General features: G+C 63.9%; 21 protein-coding genes. 14 read left to right on the plus strand and 7 right to left on the minus strand.

All coding sequences use genetic code 11. The features are described 5' to 3' along the window. The first annotated feature begins 2 nt into the window (after positions 1-2). The 4 genes from FKZ61_RS16985 (at position 3) to vapC (ending at position 2,362) form a co-directional block, all read left to right on the plus strand. The gene (locus FKZ61_RS16985; RefSeq protein WP_141611325.1) at positions 3-377 is read left to right on the plus strand and encodes a DUF488 domain-containing protein; all 375 of its coding nucleotides are present in this window, start codon (positions 3-5) and stop codon (positions 375-377) included. Further along, the gene (locus FKZ61_RS16990) at positions 367-1,629 is read left to right on the plus strand and encodes an NAD(P)/FAD-dependent oxidoreductase (RefSeq protein ID WP_141611326.1); all 1,263 of its coding nucleotides are present in this window, start codon (positions 367-369) and stop codon (positions 1,627-1,629) included. The genes FKZ61_RS16985 and FKZ61_RS16990 overlap by 11 nt, the downstream gene beginning before the upstream one ends. Before the next feature lie 108 nt (positions 1,630-1,737). Next, complete coding sequence (locus FKZ61_RS16995) at positions 1,738-1,950, plus strand: type II toxin-antitoxin system VapB family antitoxin (RefSeq protein ID WP_141611327.1); 213 nt, start codon at positions 1,738-1,740, stop codon at positions 1,948-1,950. Positions 1,951-1,966: 16 nt separating this feature from the next. Further along, positions 1,967-2,362: a type II toxin-antitoxin system VapC family toxin gene (vapC, locus tag FKZ61_RS17000; RefSeq protein ID WP_211358606.1), complete on the plus strand. Its 396-nt coding sequence runs from the start codon at positions 1,967-1,969 to the stop codon at positions 2,360-2,362. Between the two features lie 2 nt (positions 2,363-2,364). Here the strand turns inward: vapC and FKZ61_RS17005 are convergent, their stop codons facing one another. From FKZ61_RS17005 to FKZ61_RS17025, 5 genes are all read right to left on the minus strand, one after another. Then, positions 2,365-5,019, minus strand: coding sequence for an MGH1-like glycoside hydrolase domain-containing protein (locus FKZ61_RS17005; RefSeq protein WP_141611329.1), 2,655 nt, complete (start codon positions 5,017-5,019; stop codon positions 2,365-2,367). A gap of 134 nt (positions 5,020-5,153) precedes the next feature. Then, positions 5,154-5,597: a hypothetical protein gene (locus FKZ61_RS17010; protein ID WP_141611330.1), complete on the minus strand. Its 444-nt coding sequence runs from the start codon at positions 5,595-5,597 to the stop codon at positions 5,154-5,156. A 126-nt stretch (positions 5,598-5,723) separates the two neighbouring features. Beyond that, the gene (locus FKZ61_RS17015) at positions 5,724-6,845 is read right to left on the minus strand and encodes a hypothetical protein (RefSeq protein ID WP_141611331.1); all 1,122 of its coding nucleotides are present in this window, start codon (positions 6,843-6,845) and stop codon (positions 5,724-5,726) included. A 407-nt stretch (positions 6,846-7,252) separates the two neighbouring features. Beyond that, a complete protein-coding gene (locus FKZ61_RS17020) occupies positions 7,253-9,013 on the minus strand; it encodes an NAD(P)/FAD-dependent oxidoreductase (protein WP_170199876.1) in 1,761 nt (586 codons plus the stop codon). Positions 9,014-9,070: 57 nt separating this feature from the next. After that, positions 9,071-10,045 (minus strand): ferritin-like domain-containing protein, encoded by a 975-nt coding sequence (locus FKZ61_RS17025; protein WP_170199878.1) that lies wholly within the window; start codon positions 10,043-10,045, stop codon positions 9,071-9,073. Between the two features lie 338 nt (positions 10,046-10,383). Here FKZ61_RS17025 and FKZ61_RS17030 point away from each other — a divergent pair, with 338 nt between their 5' ends. From FKZ61_RS17030 to FKZ61_RS17075, 10 genes are all read left to right on the plus strand, one after another. Beyond that, positions 10,384-10,602, plus strand: coding sequence for a Kelch repeat-containing protein (locus tag FKZ61_RS17030; RefSeq protein WP_141611334.1), 219 nt, complete (start codon positions 10,384-10,386; stop codon positions 10,600-10,602). 260 nt (positions 10,603-10,862) lie between these two features. Then, positions 10,863-11,258: an isoamylase early set domain-containing protein gene (locus FKZ61_RS24595; RefSeq protein ID WP_170199880.1), complete on the plus strand. Its 396-nt coding sequence runs from the start codon at positions 10,863-10,865 to the stop codon at positions 11,256-11,258. Then, positions 11,255-12,592 carry an NADP-specific glutamate dehydrogenase gene (gdhA, locus tag FKZ61_RS17040; protein ID WP_141611336.1) on the plus strand — a complete coding sequence of 446 codons (1,338 nt, stop codon included), beginning with the start codon at positions 11,255-11,257 and terminating at the stop codon, positions 12,590-12,592. The genes FKZ61_RS24595 and gdhA overlap by 4 nt, the downstream gene beginning before the upstream one ends. A 329-nt stretch (positions 12,593-12,921) precedes the next feature. Continuing rightward, a complete protein-coding gene (cnbZ, locus tag FKZ61_RS17045; RefSeq protein WP_211358607.1) occupies positions 12,922-13,737 on the plus strand; it encodes a 2-amino-5-chloromuconate deaminase CnbZ in 816 nt (271 codons plus the stop codon). Positions 13,738-13,831: 94 nt separating this feature from the next. Next, positions 13,832-14,608: an SDR family NAD(P)-dependent oxidoreductase gene (locus FKZ61_RS17050; RefSeq protein ID WP_141611337.1), complete on the plus strand. Its 777-nt coding sequence runs from the start codon at positions 13,832-13,834 to the stop codon at positions 14,606-14,608. Between the two features lie 42 nt (positions 14,609-14,650). Continuing rightward, the gene (locus FKZ61_RS17055; protein ID WP_141611338.1) at positions 14,651-15,316 is read left to right on the plus strand and encodes a carbohydrate-binding family 9-like protein; all 666 of its coding nucleotides are present in this window, start codon (positions 14,651-14,653) and stop codon (positions 15,314-15,316) included. Positions 15,317-15,326: 10 nt separating this feature from the next. Beyond that, on the plus strand, positions 15,327-16,226 hold the full coding sequence (locus FKZ61_RS17060; RefSeq protein ID WP_141611339.1) for a nucleoside hydrolase: 900 nt from the start codon (positions 15,327-15,329) through the stop codon (positions 16,224-16,226). Between the two features lie 258 nt (positions 16,227-16,484). Next, a complete protein-coding gene (locus FKZ61_RS17065; protein ID WP_141611340.1) occupies positions 16,485-17,510 on the plus strand; it encodes a zinc-dependent alcohol dehydrogenase in 1,026 nt (341 codons plus the stop codon). A gap of 24 nt (positions 17,511-17,534) precedes the next feature. Beyond that, complete coding sequence (locus tag FKZ61_RS17070; RefSeq protein ID WP_141611341.1) at positions 17,535-18,275, plus strand: MBL fold metallo-hydrolase; 741 nt, start codon at positions 17,535-17,537, stop codon at positions 18,273-18,275. A 74-nt stretch (positions 18,276-18,349) separates the two neighbouring features. After that, positions 18,350-19,579, plus strand: a complete 1,230-nt coding sequence (locus FKZ61_RS17075) for a threonine synthase (protein ID WP_141611342.1) — start codon at positions 18,350-18,352, stop codon at positions 19,577-19,579. A 35-nt stretch (positions 19,580-19,614) separates the two neighbouring features. On the opposite strand, the gene FKZ61_RS17080 is transcribed toward FKZ61_RS17075, so the two are convergent. Beyond that, complete coding sequence (locus tag FKZ61_RS17080) at positions 19,615-19,953, minus strand: HepT-like ribonuclease domain-containing protein (protein WP_141611343.1); 339 nt, start codon at positions 19,951-19,953, stop codon at positions 19,615-19,617. Further along, positions 19,943-20,305, minus strand: a complete 363-nt coding sequence (locus tag FKZ61_RS17085; RefSeq protein WP_211358608.1) for a nucleotidyltransferase family protein — start codon at positions 20,303-20,305, stop codon at positions 19,943-19,945. Before FKZ61_RS17085 ends, FKZ61_RS17080 begins: the two co-directional genes overlap by 11 nt. Positions 20,306-20,435 lie beyond the last annotated feature (130 nt).

The following is a 20,435-nucleotide window of genomic DNA, read 5'->3' on the forward strand; positions in this document are numbered from 1 at the left end:
ACATGATAACGGTGAAACGGGTCTATGAAGCACCGGCTGCGGACGACGGCCAGCGTTTCCTGGTGGACCGCCTTTGGCCCCGGGGCGTTAAGAAGGACGAGCTACGTCTGGACGGCTGGCTGAAGGAGGTGGCTCCCAGCGACGCGCTGCGTAAGTGGTTCGGCCACGACCCCGCCAGATGGGAGGAATTTCAGCAGCGCTACTTCGCCGAGTTGGAGGCCAACCCCGACGCCTGGCAGCCTCTCCTGACGGCGGCCCGCCAGGGCGATGTGACGTTGCTGTACAGCGCCCGGGATGAGGCCCACAACAACGCTGTGGCGCTGAAGGCCTTCCTGGAGCGCTACCTGGCAGATACGGAGACCGCCCATGGCGAATGAACGTCCCCAGGTGGTGATTGTGGGCGCCGGCTTTGGCGGCCTGTGGGCTGTCCGCGGGCTGGCCGGCGCGCCGGTGGACGTGCTGTTGGTGGACCGCAACAACTATCACACCTTTTTGCCCCTACTCTACCAGGTGGCCGCCGCGGAGCTGGAGCCCGAGGCCATCGCCTATCCCATCCGCAGCATCCTGCGGGAGATGCCCAACGCCCGCTTTCTGTTGGCCGAGGTGGAGGAGGTGGATCTGGCTGCGCGCCAGCTCCAGACCAGCGTGGGCCCGGTCCCCTACGACTACCTGGTGCTGGCCCTGGGCAGTGCCCCCCACTTTTTCGGGGTGCCCGGCGCCCGGGAACACGCGTTTACCCTCAAGAGCATGGAGGACGCCATCCGCCTGCGCAATCATGTGCTGGGGCGCTTTGAGGCGGCCCAGTGGCAACAGGATCCGGACGCCCGGGCGCGGGCCTTGACCTTCGTGGTGGTAGGTGGGGGCCCCACCGGCGTGGAGTTCGCCGGCGCGCTGGCCGAGCTCATCAACGGGCCGTTGCGTCGGGACTACCCGGACCTGGATTTTCGGTCGGCCCGGGTGATCCTGCTGGAAGCCCAGTCGACCCTGCTCCCCGGCCTGCCGGAGCGGCTGCAACAGTATGCCCGGCGTCGCCTGGAACAGATGGGGGTGGATGTACGCCTGCAGGCCCTGGTGGAGGAGATTGCACCCGCCCAGGTCCGCATCCGAGCCGGGGAAGTCATCCAGTCGGATACGGTGGTGTGGACCGCGGGCGTCCAGGGGGTGCCCGGGGCTGATCGTTGGGGGTTGCCCACGGGGCGGGCCGGCCGGGTGGCAGTGTTGCCCACCTTGCAGGTGCCCGGCCATCCCGAGGTTTACGTGATTGGCGATCTGGCCTATGTGGAGCAGGAGGGGCGCCCGTTGCCCATGGTGGCGCCGGTGGCCACCCAGCAGGGTAAAGCCGTGGCCGCCAACCTGCGCCGTCAGCTTCAGGGGCAGGAGCTGCAACCCTTCCGCTACCGGGATCGGGGCACCATGGCCACCATCGGCCGCAACGCGGCCGTGGCCCAGGTTTACGGGCGCTCCTTCACCGGTTTCATCGCCTGGGTGTTGTGGCTGGGGGTTCACCTTTTCAACCTGATCGGCTTCCGCAACCGGCTGTTGGTGATGCTCAGCTGGGCCTGGGACTACTTCTTCTACGAGCGGGTGGTGCGCCTGCAGATGCCCCGGCTGGATCCGGATGGGAAGTAACTGGTTCCCCTTCCACTCCCGGATAATGAAGGGATTGTACGGCATTGGAGAAGTATGCTACAATACACATAAAACGGCTATTTTGTGTGTATTGCAAGGAGGCATAGCATGCGCACTAATGTGGTGATCGATGAGCAGTTGATGGCGCAGGCCCTGGCACTGAGCGGACTGCGGACGAAACGGGCCGTAATCGAGGAAGCCCTGCGCCTGTTGATCCGCCTCAAGCAGCAGGAACAAGTGCGCGCTCTGCGGGGGCAGCTCTCTTGGGAGGGGGATTTGAACGCGCTGCGTCAGGATCGACTCCCAGATCCTGTGAAGTAGGATGAGGAGGAAACGCGTGTGGCTCGTTGACTCCTCCGTGTGGATCGACTACTTCAATGGGGTGGTTACGCCCGAGACCGACACACTGGATAGTGCCCTGGGGCAGCGCGAGCTGGGGCTGGGCGATATCATCCTGTGTGAGGTGTTGCAGGGCTTTCGTCGTCAGCAGGATTTTGTGCGGGCACAACGGGCTTTACTCCAATTTCCTATCTTTCCCATCGGTGGCAAAGAGATCGCTATTCGAAGCGCAGAGAACTATCGTTTCCTGCGTCTTCGGGGCGTCACCGTGCGCAAGACCATCGACTGCTTGATTGCCACCTTTGCCATCGAAAGCGGATACGCCCTGCTGTACAGCGATCGAGACTTCGATGCCTTTGTGGAATATCTGGGCTTAATCGCCGCCCCCCAGTGAACTCACCGATGATCCTGGATCAACGCCGCCACCAGGCCGGTCCAGCCGGTCTGATGGCTGGCCCCTAGCCCCGCGCCGTTGTCTCCGTGAAAGTACTCATAAAACAGAATGGAATCTTTCCAGTGGGGGTCTTCCTGGAAGATCTGTTGCCCACCGTAGATGGGGCGATGGCCCTGATCATCCTGCAGGAAGAGGGAGATCAGGCGCCGGGCGAGATCCCCGGCTACCACGTCCAGGGTGGTCTTGCGGCCGGATCCGGTCGGATATTCCACGGTGAATCCATCCCCGAAGTAGCGGTCATATTCCTGCAAGGCCCGGATCAGGAGGATGTTGAGGGGAAACCAAACAGGGCCTCGCCAGTTGGAGTTGCCGCCGAAGAGGCGGCTGCGGGACTCGGCCGGTTCGTAGGCGATGGTGAAGTGTTGTCCGCCCAAGTCCAGGGTGTACGGCCGTTGGTGTACTTTGGAAAGGGAGCGGATACCGTAGGGCGAGAGGAATTCGTCCTCGTCGAGCATGTAGCCCAGTACCCGCCGCAGCCTGTCCTCGGTCATCAGGGCCATCAGGCAATGGTGGCCCTCAGGCGCCCGAATGCAGGCCGTGGTCTGGGCAAACTGAGCTCGATGCTGCAGGAACCAGTTGGCCCGGCGGGCGAAGGTCGGCATGCGCGACATGAGGTTCGGCTCCAGGGTCGCCACGGCAATCAGGGGCATCAATCCCACCAGGGAGCGCACCCGCAAAGGACGTACGCTGTCATCGGGAAGATGGAGCGCGTCATAATAGAATCCATCGGTATCATCCCACAGGGAGACGCCCCGACCGCCCAGGTGGTTCATGGCCGTGGCGATGCGCAGAAAGTGCTCGAAGAACTTGACAGCCGTGTCCTGATAGACCGGATTCTCCTGGGCCAACTCCAGCGCGATCTGCATCATCTGCAGGCTGAAGAAGCCCATCCACGCCGTGCCGTCGGCCTGGTCCACATGGCCGCCCAAAGGGTGCACAGTGCTGCGGTCGAAGAGGCTGATGTTGTCCAGCCCCAGGAAGCCACCCTGGAAGACGTTGCGACCGTCCGCATCTTTGCGGTTGACCCACCAGGTGAAGTTCAGAAGCAGCTTGTGGAAGATCCCTTCCAGGAAGGCCCGGTCGGGCTCTCCGTTCTGTTGGGCATCGATTCGGTAGACCTGCAGCGCGGCCCAGGCGTGCACCGGTGGATTGGCGTGATCACAGTCCCATTCGTAGGCGGGCAGCGCACCATTGGGGTGCATGTACCATTCCCGGGCCATCAGCGTCAGCTGACGTTTGGCGTAGTCTGGGTCGATCAGCGCCAGGGGGAGGCAGTGAAAAGACAGGTCCCAGGTGGCATACCAGGGGTACTCCCATTTGTCCGGCATGGAGATGACATCGAAATTGGTCAGATGCCCCCAGCCGTTGTTGCGTCCCTGCCAACGGGACGCTGGCGGGGGCGGCATGCCGGGGTCGCCCTGAAGCCATTGGAGGACATCGTAGTAGTAGAGCTGCTTAGTCCAGAGCAGGCCGGCGAAGGCCTGTCGCTGGATGCGGCGCTCTTCTTCATCCAGCTCCGGGGGGTGGATGGCCGCGTAGAAGGCGTCTGCCTCTTCCTGACGCCGGGCGAAAATCGGGTCGAACCCATCCAGCGGGTGGGATAGCTCTGCCGGGGCCAGGCGCAAGCGCAGCTGGACGGCCTTCCCCGGGCCAATTTCACGAGAGTAGAGGGCCGCTCCCTTGGTGCCCACGTTTTCGGGGTTCACGGCTGCAAGGTCGCCCTCCACCAGGTAGCGGTGAAAGGCGTCTTTGACATACGGGCAAGGATTCGGGCTTTCAAAAAGGCGTTCTCGATTGGTTTCGTTCTCGGTGAAGAGGAGTTGATCCGCATCCTCCGCGTAGAGCCAGTAGACACCCGCCTCCGGGTGGTCGGCCCGGACCCGGGCCACGCTCTGGCTACGTCCCACAAGATGGAGCCGCGGTCTCTGGGGGGTATTGTCCATAGGACCCCTGGGATAACCCCAGCTCCACGTATTGCGAAACCAGAGGGTAGGCAACAGATGGAGCGTGGCGGCTTCGGGGCCCCGGTTGTGGGCGGTGATGCGGATGAGAATATCGTTCTCATCTGCCTTGGCGTACTCCACGAAAATGTCGAAGTAGCGGTTTTCAGCGAAGACGCCTGTGTCCAGCAGCTCGTACTCGAAGTCGTCCAGGCCGCGCCGCGCGTTTTCCGCCACCAGCTCGGCGTAGGGGAAGGCTGCCTGGGGGTACTTGTAGAGCATCTGCATGTACGAATGGGTGGGCGTGTTGTCCAGGTAGAAGTAATATTCCTTGACATCCTCCCCGTGATTGCCCTCGGCATTGGTCAGGCCGAAGAGCCGCTCCTTGAGGATCGGGTCCCGGCCATTCCAGAGGGCCAGGGCAAAGCAGAGCCACTGGTTCCGGTCGCTGATACCCGCCAGACCGTCTTCGTTCCATCGGTACGCGCGGCTGCGGGCGTGGTCGTGGGGAAAATAGGTCCAGGCTTCGCCATCAGGGCTGTAGTCCTCCCGCACGGTGCCCCAGGCCCGCTCGCTCAGGTAGGGGCCCCAGTTGCGCCAGTTGGCCCGTCGCTCCCGATGGGCCAGCAGACGCTGGTGTTCAGCAGTGTTGGACATGGGCTTCATTCCCTTCGCGCATCCTGTTCCCACGGATTGTTCCCCAGGACCACGCCCACAGCGCTCACTCGGGTTAAAGATCCTGGAGCTGTGGGATGATATCCAGCCCCCAGGCCGATGCTATGCCGTCGGGGTTATCGATTGACCCACCAGGCATAGACCAGCCCGGCAATACCCCCGTAGATCAGATGGCCCACCAGGCTCATCATGTTGGAGCTGGTGAAGGCGTTGCCGAACTGGGGGCCCATGCCCATCATGATGGGCATGATCAGCAGCGGGCCCAACACCCACCAGACCAGGCCGTAGAGCAGACCCCAGCCCAGGCCGGCGCCATAGGTGCTGCTCATGCGGCCGAAGATCACGCCAAACGACGCGCCGATGAGCGCGCTGATCACCATGTGCACCAGGAAGCCCACCACGGCGGAGCTGCTGCCTACCATGCCGGCGATCATGGGGAGCGCACCCATCATGCCCATCATCATGCCGAAGACGATCCCCCCGGCCAGGCCGCCAATCACACCGGCGACAGCTTGCTGTGTGAAGTCGGATGTCTGTCCCTGGAAAGTCGATTGAGTCATTGGAATCCTCCGTTCTGTACTAAGCTTTTGAGTGAGCCGACAATGATGAGTATGGACGACGTCCGCGCTTTGGACTGTAACCAGCCCTACCTCACGATCATGGCTTCCAGTTGGGACCATCTACCCTCATCCGGCCAGCAGCAATGGCAGGATCACGCCCATTCCCAGGGCAAAGGCCCACAGAGCCGGCACCGGTGTGTCGGTCCGGGATGCCGGCTGTTGCTCCGTTCTGGGGCGGGGGGGCACCCTGTGCCGCTGGATCAAATGGTGGGAGAGCAGGCCGGTGGCACCGCCATAGGCCAGGTGGCCCACCAGAGAGGGATAGGCAGCCAGGCCCGCAGCCAGGGTCCACTGGACAGACCCGCCCAGCAAGATGGGCATCAGGGTCAGTGGACCAAGAACCCACCAGGTGAAGCCATAGAGCAGGCCCCAGGTCATGCTGTCGCCGTAGGTTGCGCCTTCTCGCCAGAAGAGCAGGCCATAGCTGGCGCCGATGACGGTGCTGATGGCCATGTGCACCAGGAAACCGACTGCCGGAGCAGATTGGCCGATCAAGCTGGCGACCTGGGGCAATGTGCCGGTTTCCACCATGATCAGGGAAAAGAGCAGGCCGCCGGCCACGCTGCCGGCCGCTCCAATGGCCAGCGCGCGCAGGCTGCGCGTCCCCGGGCCCTCTGGATCCCGGTAGAGTGGATCGGACTCGGTGAAGAGCAACCGCACCAGGCGGTCGATGGCCGCATAGATCACGCCCAGCAACACGCCGTAGACCAGGTGGCCAACCAGGGAGCCGAAACTCTGCTGCACAGCGGCGAGGCTCCAATCGACCCCTGACCCCGACCACCAGGGAAGCAAGGTCAATCCCCCCGCGATCCACCAGATGAAGCCGTAGGTGATACCCCAGGCTATGCTGGCCCCCAGACCTCTGACGTCGGGGCGAAAGAGCAGCCCGTAGCTCGCCCCAATGATCACGCTGATCAGAAAATGCAAAGAACGCCCCGTCTCGGGCGACTGGGAGCCTACCAGCCCGGCAATCAGCGGAAACATGCCCACCTGGGCCATCCAGGCCCCAAAGGCCAACCCGCCAATCCAACCGGCTATCCCTCCCATGAGGGCCGAACCCACGGAGGCACGCAGGCCCCGGGCCATGGCCGGAAAACCCTTCCAGCTCAACCAGGTAGCCGACCCTGTATAGAACAGACCCACAAGCCCACCATAGTAGAGGATGAAGTGGAGCAAGAGGGGAAGCATAGCGCGTGCAAATTCCGGTCCCGGCTGCGGTGTTCCTGGGAACGGTTCACCTCCTGGGAAATGCCAGCCTGCGGCTCCCAGCATCGGCAGGATGAGAAGCCAGCCAAAGAACCCATAGGCCACTCCCCAGATCAGGCCGGCACCGGGGCCGCGTGCCCGGCGGCCAAAGAGAAGGGCAAACGTCACGCCGCTGGTGATGCCCAGAAGCAACTGGGTTGAAGGCGGCGGCTGAAGCCCGTCAACTCGCGGGACCGCCAACCCACACAGAGCGGCCAGCAGACCCGCTCCTGCGCCACGCCAGAGTCTGCCCACCATGGGTGAAAGATACATTCGCTCTCCCTTCCAGCGATGGTTTTGCTGCCGCTTTCTGCGTTTTTCCGCTTCGGTGCGTTTTTCTTGGGGGGGAGCTATTTTTCTGCCCGGCGATTTTCAGCGGGCGCCGCCAATGTTGCGCTCGCCGGCCGCAGGTGCGCCCCCGGGATGGTGGCCAGCTCCACGATATCACGGGGGAAGAACAGGTCCACCAGCCAATCCAGGCTGACCCGGAATTTTTTCTGCAGGGTGGGCAGCTTGGCCAGGTAGATACCGCGCCACAGCCACCAGGCCAGCATCCCGGCAAAGCAGATTCCGTAGAGCTCTGCGCACGCGGTCTGATGGCCCAGCACAGCCAGCGCACCCACATTGCGGTGGGCAAATGTTTTGGGCGGCCGACCGTGGAGGGTGGCCCAGATGTTGTAAGCCAGCACTGCGGCGGCCCGGGTGGCGTGTTGGGCCGTGGGGGGCGCGATTTCACCCGTGGCCCGATTGGGGATGGCGGCGCAGTCCCCTACGGCCCATAGGCCAGGATGCCCAGGCACGGCCAGGGTGCTGTCCGTCTGGATGCGTCCCCTGGGATCCGTCTTCAGTTTCAGCGTGGCCACCAAGGGGTTGGCCCGATTGCCCGCCGTCCAGATCAACGTCTGAGCGGGGAATCCCTCCCCGCTCTCCAACATCACATATCCCGCCGTCGCCGTCGTCACCCGGCTGTGCAGTTTCACAATGACCCCCCGCTCTGTCAGCTTGCGCCGGGCAAACTCCGCCAGGGCAGGACTCAGTTCCGGCAGAAGGCGCTCTCGGGAATGGACCAGGTAGAGGGAGATTTCCTCGGGCAGGATGTTGGGGTAAAAGCGTAGGGCGCCGCGGACGAAATCGTTGAGCGCGCCGGCCAGTTCGACACCGGCAAACCCCCCACCGGCCACCATGAAGGTTAACAGCGCCCGGCGCATGGCCGAATCCGGCGTGGCGTCCGCCCGTTCCATCTGTTCGATGATGTGGTCGCGCAGGCGGATGGCATCCCCTAGGCTCTTGAAGGGAAAGGCGTGCCGCTCCACAGAGTGGTTGCCAAAAAAATCTGGCACCGCGCCCACGGCCAGCACCAGGTGGTGATAGGAAAGAGAAACGAGTTGGGGAGCCGTTCCCGCGGCCAACTTCACCTCCCGATGCGCCAGATCCACCTGATGGATGCGCGCCTGAATGAGCCGGGTGCGTCGGAAAAAGGTCCGGAGCGGGGTGCTGATGTGTTGGGGCTCCACACTGCCGCCTACCACTTCCGAGAGCATCGGGGTAAACAGCAGGTAGTTGGTCTCGCTGACCAGGACAATTTCCGTCCCCTCGTCGTCTCGCAGGAGATGTTCCAGTTGCCGGGCCACGGTCACGCCGGCAAACCCGCCCCCCAGGATAACGATGCGGCGGGCCGTCGGCTTTCGGATGGGCGGGATGGATTCCGCCGCGGCCTGTTGGCGCCACCGCAGCAGTGGAGGGAGCGTCAGGGCCATCCAGATTCCCTGGCCTATGGCCGAGATCAAAGCCGGCAGGGCATCAGCCGCTGCCTGGACATGCCATCGAGGAGGGTGCCCCCCGGCCAGGGGAATGACGACCAGGGCAATCAGCAGCCACCAGATCACTCCATAGACCAGGCTCGCCATGAGGCGGTCGGGCATGTCGGCCGAGTATTCCTTTCCCCACAGTTGGAGGTAGATCACGCCGAAAAGGGCGTTCAGCACGAAAAATGTCACCAGGTCGATCTCGGCAAGACGTTCCCCGGGGGTCTGGATCACAACCTGAGCCGGCTGGATACCCACAAGCGTAGCAACCAGCAGGCCTCCAGCCACGCCTGCGCTGGCTGCCATCAACGGCCGACTCCACCTTGACATCATCGATGAGCCTCCCTGTCGGAAAGGGTCCGGCTAAGTCGGGTGCACAGAAATGGCAGCAGAGCGGTCGGCTGCATTGACGCCCTGCATGATTTGCGCGGCTTCTGGCGCCCGTTCGGGATGGACCAGGACCTGGAGGAAGATACGTCCATGATGGACACCTTCGTTGTACAGGTACTGATCCTCCTCTGCGATGCTGAGTCCGATCAATAGCCCTATCATGGCCAGGATACCCATACCGACAAGGGCGCCACCTGCAACATACGGGGCAAGTCGGAGAATGAAAGCCGCCAGGGAAGCGACACCCCCGTCGATCCAGGCCAGGGCTGCCAGACCTACCCCTGTACCCAGGAGGGCGCCCAGGGTCAGGCCCAACAGCACGGCGGCCAGCATAGTCTCAAAAATCGTGCTCCGACGGGTCTGGGGCTGATAGGGGCGGAGCAGATTGTCCAGGTTCCTCGTGTCGATACGGCTGGCGTCGAAGCCGGCCTGGAGCAGTGTCTCTTTCGCCAGCGCTGCTGCCTGGGGGGTGTCAAAGAGGCGAACAACCAGCCGCTCCTCCCCGGTGCCCCGCAGACACGCCACCTGGTGGATGACTTTTTCAATTCGCTGATGCTGGCGGGTGAGAAGGTCATGGAGCTCCTGGGATAGGGGCACTTCCAATGCGCGGCGATAGGCCTGTTGGGCCACCCGTTCCCCGCGCAGGACTTCATCCAGGACGATACGCTCCGTGTTGAGGGGGCCAATGATCATGGCCGCCTTCAGGTCAATCCAGCCCCGATGCAGGGCAGCCAACAGGCTGCCGCTGCAGCTCGGCTCCCCGTCCAGTTGTCGGATGGCAGCCGCCAGCTCCCGGGCAAATTCCACCCGTTCTTGGGCGTACGCCTTGAGCAGCATCTTGAGTCCCCGGTTGCTGATGTTTTCGGCCGCCACCTGGAATCCAGCTTCGCTGTCCCGGCAGAGGCACAGGAGCCGGTTGAGTATGCGCGTCCCCTGTTGTGGATCCATGGGAATCCTCCTGTTTATGAGCTGTCCACCGAAACCCTTTGGATGCCCTCTACTATTCCCGAATTGGGGCTGGGAGACTGTGAGCCCCCCTACGTCGACATGGCAGCGATGGGCACCCGTCGTCATGCCTGGGTTTTCGATTTCGGGAATGTCAGGTTGCGCAGTTACAGTCTTCGCTTGACGCCTGGAAGCCGCCCTTTCGTCCAAACAGGGGGTGTGTCCATGGGCCTGTTGCTGGCCTGGTTGGCTCTTCTTCCTTCACCGGCGCCTGGTCTTCCGGGGGCAATCTGACTGCGACGTATACTGCGCCTGGGCTTGCGCTGCTGAGGGATGGGCGGGTGCTGGTCGCCGGCGGCAGCCTCAACGGCGGCCCGGCCAACGTCGCGGAAATCTATGACCCGGCGACGGGTGCCACCACCATGGCCAGCACCATGGCCGGTCCCTTCGTGTGGGGCAGCTATGTAGCGGTGCCCCTCAACGACGGTCGGGTGCTGATCTTCGGCGGGAATGACGGCCAGTTCCACAACCTCAACAGCGCCGAGCTCTACACGCCCTGAAGCGCCGCCCCCTCTCTCCTGGATTTTGGGGTCGGCGTAGGCCCATGTAGGGCGTGTTACGGCAGCAGAGGCCCGCGTGCTGGTAGGCTGGAATGACCCCAGGCACAATGATGGTTTGGGCTGGTCTATCCCGGCGGAAATCCATTCAGAGCCGTTGCCCGAATCCGCGCCGTCCGATTCCCGCCGGAGTCGTTACGCTAGTTCGGCGAATTTCTGCCGGGATTTACCAGCCTGTACGAAGGCTGGTAAGGAGGACACCCATGATCGAAAAGCGCTTTGTGGAGCAAGCGGGCCGGATCGTCCTTCAAGTGACCTTCCGTCTGCCGGAAACCCTGTGGGCGGATGAAATTTTTCTGGTGGGCGATTTCAACGGCTGGAACCGGGCCTCACATCCCATGCAGCGAGATCGAGCCGGGTGTTGGTTCCTGACGCTGGAGCTGGCGATAGGGCGTCTGTATCAGTTCCGCTATCTGCGGGATGGCGCGGAGTGGTTCAACGACGATCACGCCGATGCTTACATCTATAACCATTACGGCAGTTGCAACTTTGTGGTGGTGGCCGATCCCCATTTTACCGGTTACGTGGATGAACAGAGCAGCCGACCAGATTTCTGTGAACCATCGGCGGCTCCAAGGCAGGCGGGAGGACCCCAATGACCATGCATCTTGATTCGTTTATGGCCGGCCTGATCCGCCGCAACCCCGGCCAGCCTGAGTTCCACCAGGCCGTCTGTGAAGTGGCGGAAACCCTCATCCCCTACATCAATGCCCACCCGGTCTACGAGCGGGCTTGCATCCTGGAGCGGCTGACCGAGCCCGACCGGATTGTCATCTTCCGCGTCTGTTGGGAGGACGACGCGGGCAACGTGCGGGTGAACCGGGGGTATCGGGTGCAGTTCAACAACGCCATCGGCCCTTATAAAGGCGGGCTGCGTTTCGATAAGTCCGTTTCCTTGAGCATCCTCAAATTTTTAGGCTTTGAGCAGATCTTCAAGAACAGCCTGACCACCTTGCCCATGGGCGGTGCCAAAGGAGGCAGCGATTTCAACCCCAAGGGCAAGTCCGACCGGGAGGTGATGCGCTTTTGCCAGGCCTTCATGAGCGAGCTATACCGCCACATCGGCAAGGACGTGGACGTGCCCGCCGGCGACATCGGCGTGGGCACCCGGGAGATCAGCTACCTCTTCGGCCAGTACAAACGCCTCCGCAACGAGTTCACCGGCGTGTTGACCGGCAAGGGGTTGGCCTTCGGCGGGAGCCCCGTGCGCACGGAGGCTACCGGCTACGGCTGTGTCTACTTTGCCCGGGAGATGCTGGCCCGGCAGCATGAGGGGCTGGAGGGCAAACGCTGTGTGGTCTCCGGCGCCGGCAACGTGGCCCAGTACGCGGCCCAGAAGCTGATGCAGGAGGGGGCCAAAGTGTTGACCCTCTCCGATCGCAGCGGCTACATTTTCGAGCCGGAGGGATTGACCGAGGAAGAGCTGGCATTCATCATCGATCTCAAAACCAACCGACGGGGCGACCTTTCCGAAGTGGCCAAAGAATTTGGCACCGACTACTTCCCCGGCGAGAAGCCGTGGGGTGTCCCCTGTGACATGGCCTTCCCCTGTGCCACCCAGAACGAGATCGAAGAGGAAGATGCCCGGCGGCTGCTGGCCAACGGCTGCCGGGCCGTGGTCGAAGGCGCCAACATGCCCACCACCCGGGAGGCTTTGCGACACTTCCGGGCCGCCCGCATTCTCTTTGCCCCTGGCAAGGCCGCCAACGCCGGCGGTGTGGCCATCTCCGGCCTGGAGATGACCCAGAACTCCATGCGCCTGACCTGGCCCCGGGAAGAGGTGGACCGTCAGTTGCAGCAGATCATGAAGCGCATCCATGAACAATGTGTGGCCCATGGCCAGGAGGACAGCTGGGTCGACTACGTGAAGGGGGCCAACATTGCCGGTTTCATCAAAGTGGCCGGCGCCATGCTGGCTTACGGGATTCTTTGAGGGGGGAAGTGGATACACGGGAGCACGGACGCAGGCACGATGAAACCCGATTTGACGGCGGATCTGCCAGGGATGGTGTTGTCCTACTACAAAAAACATAGCGCGTGTGGGTAGGTTTACAGAAGGACGCTGCGCCGGGGCGTATTTCCCCTATTGTGTCTCCACCCTTTCCAGCGTCGGTGCCGTTCTGGAAGCCCGTCGCGTCCACCCGATCCCGGGGGAGGATAAGGAGAGGGCATCCCTTTCGCCGTCCGCCCGGATGTGATATCCTGAACCGTGGCCAATGCGGACGGCGTCACTCTTTGGCCGCGCCCAAAGCTGTGCTATGATTGAAAACAGCCGAACGGACCGCCCGGCCTACGCCCAACCTGCCAGGAGGAAGCACCATCCGCCTCGTCGACCACCCCCAGGGCCACTACCGATTCCTGACCGGCATCGCCCCCTATTCGTCCGGTGTGATCGCCATGCCCGGCTACGAGATCGTGCGGGCGAGGCTGGCCGCGCCGCTGCCCTATCGCCAGGGCTTCGAGCTGATCGACCGCCACCTGGACGGCTGCGGGCGTCCTCCCCAGGCCCTCTGCGCGGTAGAGCTGCGCATTCCCGAGCCCCTGACCTTCGACGGCTTCGCCGCCTTCAACGCCGACTATCAGGAGCTCCTGGCTCGCAAGGGACTGTTGGTGGAGGGGCTCAACCCCATCGCCCGCACCAACGTCGCACCGGCCGTGGCCCCGCCCGAAGAGGCGGTGCTCTACGCCTTCTCGTACACGGTACCCAACCCAGAGACCCGCCCCACCTTCGTGGTGGCCGGCGCCGGCGACCTGCGGGATCAGGCCGATCTTTCCCCCGCGGCCATCGTGCGGCCTGGTGACACCACGCCCGCCGGGCTCCGGGCCAAGGCCACCTGCGTGATGGAGGTCATGGCGGCACGGCTCCAGGGGCTGGGCCTGGCCTGGGCGGACGTGACAGCCGTGGACGTGTACACGGTACACTCCTTGTCCCCCTTGCTGGTGGATGTGTTACTGGCCCCCATGGGGCCGGCAGCCCGCCACGGCGTCCACTGGTTTTACAGCCGCCCGCCCATTTCGGGCCTGGATTTTGAGATGGATCTGCGGGGCGTGGCCCGGGAGATCCTCGTCACGCCCTGATAGGCGCGCACCCAGGCCGACCGTTACGCGGTGCGTGGTCCGTTCACCACCGGGACTTACTACACACCAGCCCATTGCCGTAAGGATCGACCCGATGGACCCATCCACTGCCCGTCTCCTCGACCTATCCGGACAGGTGGCCCTGGTCACCGGGGCCAGCCAGGGCATCGGCGAAGCCATCGCCCGGGTGTTGCATGGGGCCGGCGCCCATGTGGCCTTGCTGGCCCGCAGCCAGGATCGGCTGGCGGCCCTGGCCGCAGAGCTGCGCCAGAGCCGTCCCAACGCCCCCGGCGCGCTGGCCATCCCCACCGACGTGGCCGACCCGGGGCAGGTGGACGGGGCCGTGGGGCAGGTGTTGGAGACATGGGGGCAGATCGACATCCTGGTCAACAATGCCGGGCTTATCCGCGCCGGCCCGTACACGGAGATCGACCTGGCCGAATGGCAGCGCCTGCTGGACGTCAACCTCACCGGGGCCTACGCCTGTGTGCGGGCCGTGGCGCCCCACATGCAGGCCCGCGGGTACGGCCGCATCGTCAACATCTCCTCCATCAGCGCCCAGACCGGCGGCGTCTCCGGCGGGGTGCACTACGCCGCATCCAAAGGCGGCCTGCTGGCCATGACCAAAACCCTGGCCCGGGATCTGGCCCCCCACGGCATCACGGTCAACGCCATCGCCCCCGGCCAGATCGACACCCGGCCGGACCTGCTCTCCCCGGAGGAGCGCCGCAGGTTGGAAGCCCTCATCCCCCTGGGGCGCCTGGGTCAACCCGAGGAGATCGCCTACGGGGTACTCTTCCTGGTATCCCCCATGGCCGCCTACATCACCGGTGCCACCCTGGATGTGAACGGCGGCATCCTGAAGCGTTGAGCATTCAGTGCCGGCTGCGAGCCCAAGGAGGAAACCTAACCCATGACCACCCAACTGCCTCGTTTCTCGGTGCTTCGCGCCCCCGCCTGGGACCGGACCGCAGATCCCGCCACCTGGGACTGGTCCGGCGTGCCTGCCTTGCCGCCCTTCACCCTGGCCGACGGCAGCGGACCCGCCCGTCAGCAGACCCAGGCCCGACTCTGTGGCGACCACGAGGCCCTCTACGTCCGCTTCGACTGCGAAGATCGGGACATCTGGGGCCACTACACCCGTCGGGATGATCCCATCTACGACGAGGAGGTGGTGGAGGTCTTCCTGGCGCCCGGGCTGGCCGACCCGGTGGACTACTATGAGTTTGAGGTGAGTCCCAACGGCGTGCTCCTGGACGTGCGCATCCACAATCCCCGCGGCGACCGCACAGCCATGGAGGCGGACTTTTCCTGGGACTGTCCGGGCCTGCGCTGGCAGGCAGGGCGCAATGACCCTCAGAACCACTGGTGGGCCATCCTGGTCATCCCGTGGGCCGCGGTCTCCCCGCCTGGTGAAAGCCCCCGCTTCTGGCGGGCCAACTTCTATCGCATTGAACGGCCCCATGACGGGCCGCCCGAGTTCAGTTGCTGGTCGCCCACCCTGACCGCCCCGGCGGACTTCCACCGTCCGGCCCGCTTTGGCGTGCTGGAGATGGAGGGTATAGTTTTTAACCAGTGAGGGAGAATCCATGGCCGAACAACCCACCACCGAGAAGATCCTCCTGGACACCGACATCGGCTCGGATATCGATGACGCTGTCTGTCTGGCCTATCTGCTGGCCCAGCCCCGCTGCGAGCTGCTGGGCATCACCACCGTCACCGGGGAGCCGGTGAAGCGGGCCATGCTGGCCAGTGCCCTGTGCCAGGTGGCCGGCAAGGAGGTACCCATCTATCCAGGTGCCGCGGACCCCCTGCTGGTGCCCCAGAAGCAGCCGGAAGCGCCCCAGGCCCGGGCCCTGAAGAACTGGCCCCACGCCACCCGCTTCCCCCAGGGCGAAGCGGTGGAATTCCTGCGCCACACCATCCGGGCCCACCCGGGCCAGGTGACCCTGCTCACCATCGGGCCGCTCACCAACATCGCCCTGCTCTTCGCCGTGGACCCGGAGATCCCTTCCCTGCTGAAGGGACTGGTCATGATGTGCGGGGTCTTCACCGAGCACCTCTCCACCCGGGCCACCCGGGTCGAGTGGAACGCCCGGGTCGATCCCCACGCCACGGCCATGGTCTACCGGGCCCGGCCGCCCATCCATCGCTCGGTCGGGCTGGACGTGACCACCCGGGTGACCATGGCCGCGCCGGCTGTGCGTGCCCGTTTCCGGACGCCCCTGCTGCGCCCCGTGTTGGACTTTGCCGAGGTCTGGTTCCAGCAGCGGGAGCAGATCACCTTTCACGATCCCCTGGCGGCCGCCACCCTCTTCGACCCCGAGATCTGCGGCTTTGAGCGGGGACGGGTGACGGTGGAACTGCAGGATGAGGCCCTGCTGGGGCAGACCCGGTGGGAACCCGGCGCTGACGATGGCTACCATGAGGTGGCCTTGCGGGTGGATGCCGACCGATTTTTCGCCCACTACTTCTCCGTCTTCCATTGAGGGACGCTGTCTTTGTAGATTCGATTCGATCCACAGATTGCACAGAGGGCACAGATTTTTTTGGGTCTGTTGAAACGCTTACGACCGATGGGGTGTACAGTCGTCCTCCGTCGGTAGGGGCGGGCCGCCACGGGGGGCGGCCCCTACCGTGGGTGCCAGTACCCAGGCGGATGAAAGGACGGCGACGGCTGTTCCCGTCCGTCCTCCCATCTGTGAAATCTGTATCATCTGTGGATCCAATCTAGAAGGAGTTGCGCCATGCAAGCACTTGTCTGGGAAGGCCCCCGGCAGATGCACCTGCGGGAGGTGTCCGATCCCCAACCCGCCGCGGACGAGGTGTTGATCCGCACTGCCTTTTCCGGCATCTGTGGCTCGGAGCTGGGCGGCTACCTGGGCCACAATTCCCTGCGCAAACCGCCCCTGATCATGGGCCATGAGTTTTCCGGCGAAATCGTAGCCCTGGGCGAACAGGCCACCGCAGTCCGGCCAGAGCTGGCCGTGGGCCAGCGGGTGACCGTCAACCCCATCATCGCCAATCCCCTCTCCCGGGCCAGCCTGAAGGGGCGGCCCAACCTGAGCCGGGACCGGCGCATCATCGGCATCCACCGGCCGGGCAGCTACGCGGACTATGTGACCGCACCCGCGGCCAACGTCTACGTTTTGCCCGAACACCTGAGCCTGGAACTGGCTGCCCTCACCGAGCCCATGGGCTGCGCCCTGCGGGCCGCCCGGCTGGCGGGGATCACGGCCACGGACCGGGTCCTGATCACCGGCCTGGGGCCCATCGGCCTCCTGATCTTGCAGGTGGCCAAAGCAACCGGCGCTCGCACCATCTTTGCCAGCGACCTGGACCCGGATCGGCGGGCCATCGGCGCCCATTTCGGCGTCCGGGTCATCGATCCCCGGGCCGAAAATGTGGTGGAGGTGATCCAGGCCGAGACCGGCGGCGAGGGGGTGGATGTGGCCATCGACGCGGTGGGCGCGGACGCCACCCGGCGAGAGTGCATCGCTGCCGTGGCCTGGGGCGGCAAGGTCATCTTCACCGGCCTCCACGCGGAGGAGAGTCCCATCCAGGCCAACCTGGTCATCCGCTCCGAGATCACCATCCAGGGCAGCTTTGCCTACACGCCCATTGACTTTGAAGACGCCCTCACCTGGCTGGCCGATGGGCGCCTGGAGATCGAGCCCTGGCTGCTCAAGGCGCCCCTGGCCCAGGGCGGCGCCATGTTCGAACGCCTGTTGGACAGGCCAGGGCGGGTAGCCAAGATCTTGCTTCATGGCTGATGCCACTCCTGAAGGGGGAATCCCATGCGCATTGCACCCCACGTCCACCTGGTGGCCAGCGGCCAGATGGGCTTCGACCTGACCGACCGCTTCGACTGCAACGTCTATCTGCTGGCCGCGGGGGAGGAGTATGTACTCTTCGACGCCGGCGCGGGCCTGGGGGTGGACCAGATCCTGGCCGTGTGCGCTGAAGACGGCATCGACACGGCTCGCATCCGGCATCTCTTTTTGACCCATGCCCACGCTGACCACGGCGGCGGCGCTGCGTCCCTGCGGGAACACCTGCCGGTGACGGTCTACGCCGGGGCAGCCACGGCGGGCATTCTGCGGGCCGGCAATGAAGAAGCCGTCTCCCTGCCGGCTGCCCGCCGGGCCGGCATCTACCCCGCAGACTATCGCTACCGGCCCTGCCCCGTGGACCGGGAGCTGGCCGACGGCGGGCAGGTGACCATCGGCCCGCTGACCATCGAGGCCATCGCCACGCCCGGCCACAGCCACGACCACATGTCCTATTGGGTCAGCGGCCTGGACCGGCGCTACCTGGTCAGCGGCGATGCCATCTTCCACGGCGGGAAGGTGGTCCTGCAGGACACCTACGACTGCAACGTCTACGAGACCAACCGCTCCATCGAGAAGCTGGCCGGTTATCCCTTTGAAGCGCTACTGCCCGGCCATCTCACATTCAGCCTGCAGCGGGGCCGCCGCCACCTGGAGGCTGCCTGCGCCGTCATCGCCCAGCTCGGCTGCCCGCCGGCACTGGGCTGAGTCAGAGTCAAGAGTCCGAAGTCCGGAGTCCTGATTCCAGACTTCGGACTCCGGACTATCCTTCAGGAGGTATCATGGCCCACTACCAGGTGATCTGTCTGAGCTGCCAGGCTGTGCAGGACGAGGCCGCCATGACCAGCCCGGCGGTTGGCTGTACCCGCTGTGGCGGCCCGCTGGGCTTTCACTACGACTACCAGGACGTGCGCTGGGACGGGCGCTTTGGCCGCACCATGTGGCGCTACTGGCGCCTGCTGCCTGTGCCGGATCCGACGCAGCTGGTGACACTGGGCGAAGGGGGCACGCCGCTCCTGCCCAGCCGCATGTTGACCGGCGCGCGGGTCTATCTGAAGGATGAGACCCGCAACCCCACCGGCTCCCACAAGGATCGGCCCCTGTCGGTGGCCATCAACCACGCCCGCCGCATGGGGGCCACCGCGTCCTTCGTGGTTTCCACCGGGAGCACCGGCATCTCCAACGCTGCCCTGGCCGCGTGTGCAGGCCTGAAGAGCGTGGTGCTCATGACCCAGGGGACCCCGGCCGCCCGGGTCTACCCCATGTACGCGCTGGGCTCTCAGGTGGTGGAGGTGGAGGGGGCCATCGACGACCTCATCGAGCAGGTGATCCAGCTCTGCCGCCGTCACGGCCTCTACCTCAGCTCCACCAGCCGGGCCTCCAATCCGTACCAGGCCGAGGGGAATAAGACCATCGCCTACGAGCTGGTGGAGGAGTTGGGGCGTGCGCCGGACTGGGTGGTGGTGCCGGTGGGCGGTGGCGGGACCCTGGCCGGCCTTCTGCGGGGCTTCCAGGATCTGCAGCGGCTGGGGCATGTGGAACGGCTGCCCCGGCTGGTGGGGGTAGTGCCCCGGGACTACAACGCGCTGGAGGTGGCCTTTCAGCGGGGACTGACCCGTTGGGAGGAGGTGTTGGCCTTACCGTACCACGACTGCCCACCCTCCATCCTGGTGAAGTTGGCCCACAGCTATCCACCCGACGGCATGGAAGCCCTGGAGGCGGTGCGGGCGTGTGGAGGGTGGTTTCTCTCTGTGACGGATGAGGAAGCCCTGGCCGCCCAGGAGGCCTGTGGGCGGCAGGAAGGGCTCTACGTGGAGCCATCCACGGGTGCGGCGCTGGCTGGCGCCGCGCGGCTGTTGCAGGGGGGCGAGGTACGGCCGGAGGAGACAGTGGTGGTGTTGGTCAGCGGCTCTGGCTTCCGGGAGAACTTCGTCACCATGGAGCGGCGTCCCCTGGAGAAGCGAACCACCACCGTTCAGAAATTGGAAACGGTCTTGCTTGCCATGGCTTGATGATATTTTCTTTGGTACGAGTGAACTTGGGACTCTTATCGATCTAACAGGCGGCTGACATCTTCTAACAAGAGGCTCAAGTCATCTTGACAAATTTCCCATACTACTTCATCGGATATCGCGTCATAACCATGGGCCAACAAATTCCGAAAGCCGATGATTTTTCGGTATTCGCGAATATCTTCCAACACGTCTTCGTCTGAAATCTGTAGACGCCGAAGGGCCTCGCCGATAATTTCAAACTTTCGCTCCACTGCAGCGCGCATCATTTCGTCCTGCTGATAATCGACCAGGCTTTTGCCTTTCACGAACCGTTTGATTGCGCTGCCAGCGTCGAAAATATCAAACAGTAATTTCTTGGTTTCAAGCTGCATAGAGGAGTTTTTTGTCACGCTCGATAGCCTGCAAGAGGTAAGGGTTTCGGATTGCCTCCTGCTCCAGTAAGTCGACTTGCCGACCCAAATGCTCTTCCAGATAAAACAGCAGGCCGAAAAAACGATCCGAGCGTCTATCCGTACCTGTTGGTGCCTTGTCAAAAGTAACGACAAAGTCATAATCGCTCGCCACGCTGGAATCACCCCGGGCGTGAGAGCCAAACAGCTTCAATTCCTTGACGCCGAACTGCTTGCAGGCTGGAGCAACCAGCTCCCTGAGCGCCTGCAAATCAGATACATCCTCCTGCATGTTTGTTGACTCCAATGTCGCAGCCTGAGGGTCCTGCTTCATGTTCAAATACTTCTCTAGTTCTTTCCCCGCTTTGCCACTTCTTCTCCAGGATACCATATCTGACTCTGCTGCAAAAAGGGGCACATAACCACAGAAAGTCTCCTTGGGACATCTCTGCGTCCTCTGCGGT

It is taken from the genome of Litorilinea aerophila (genome assembly GCF_006569185.2).
Classification (GTDB): Bacteria; Chloroflexota; Anaerolineae; order Caldilineales; family Caldilineaceae; genus Litorilinea; species Litorilinea aerophila.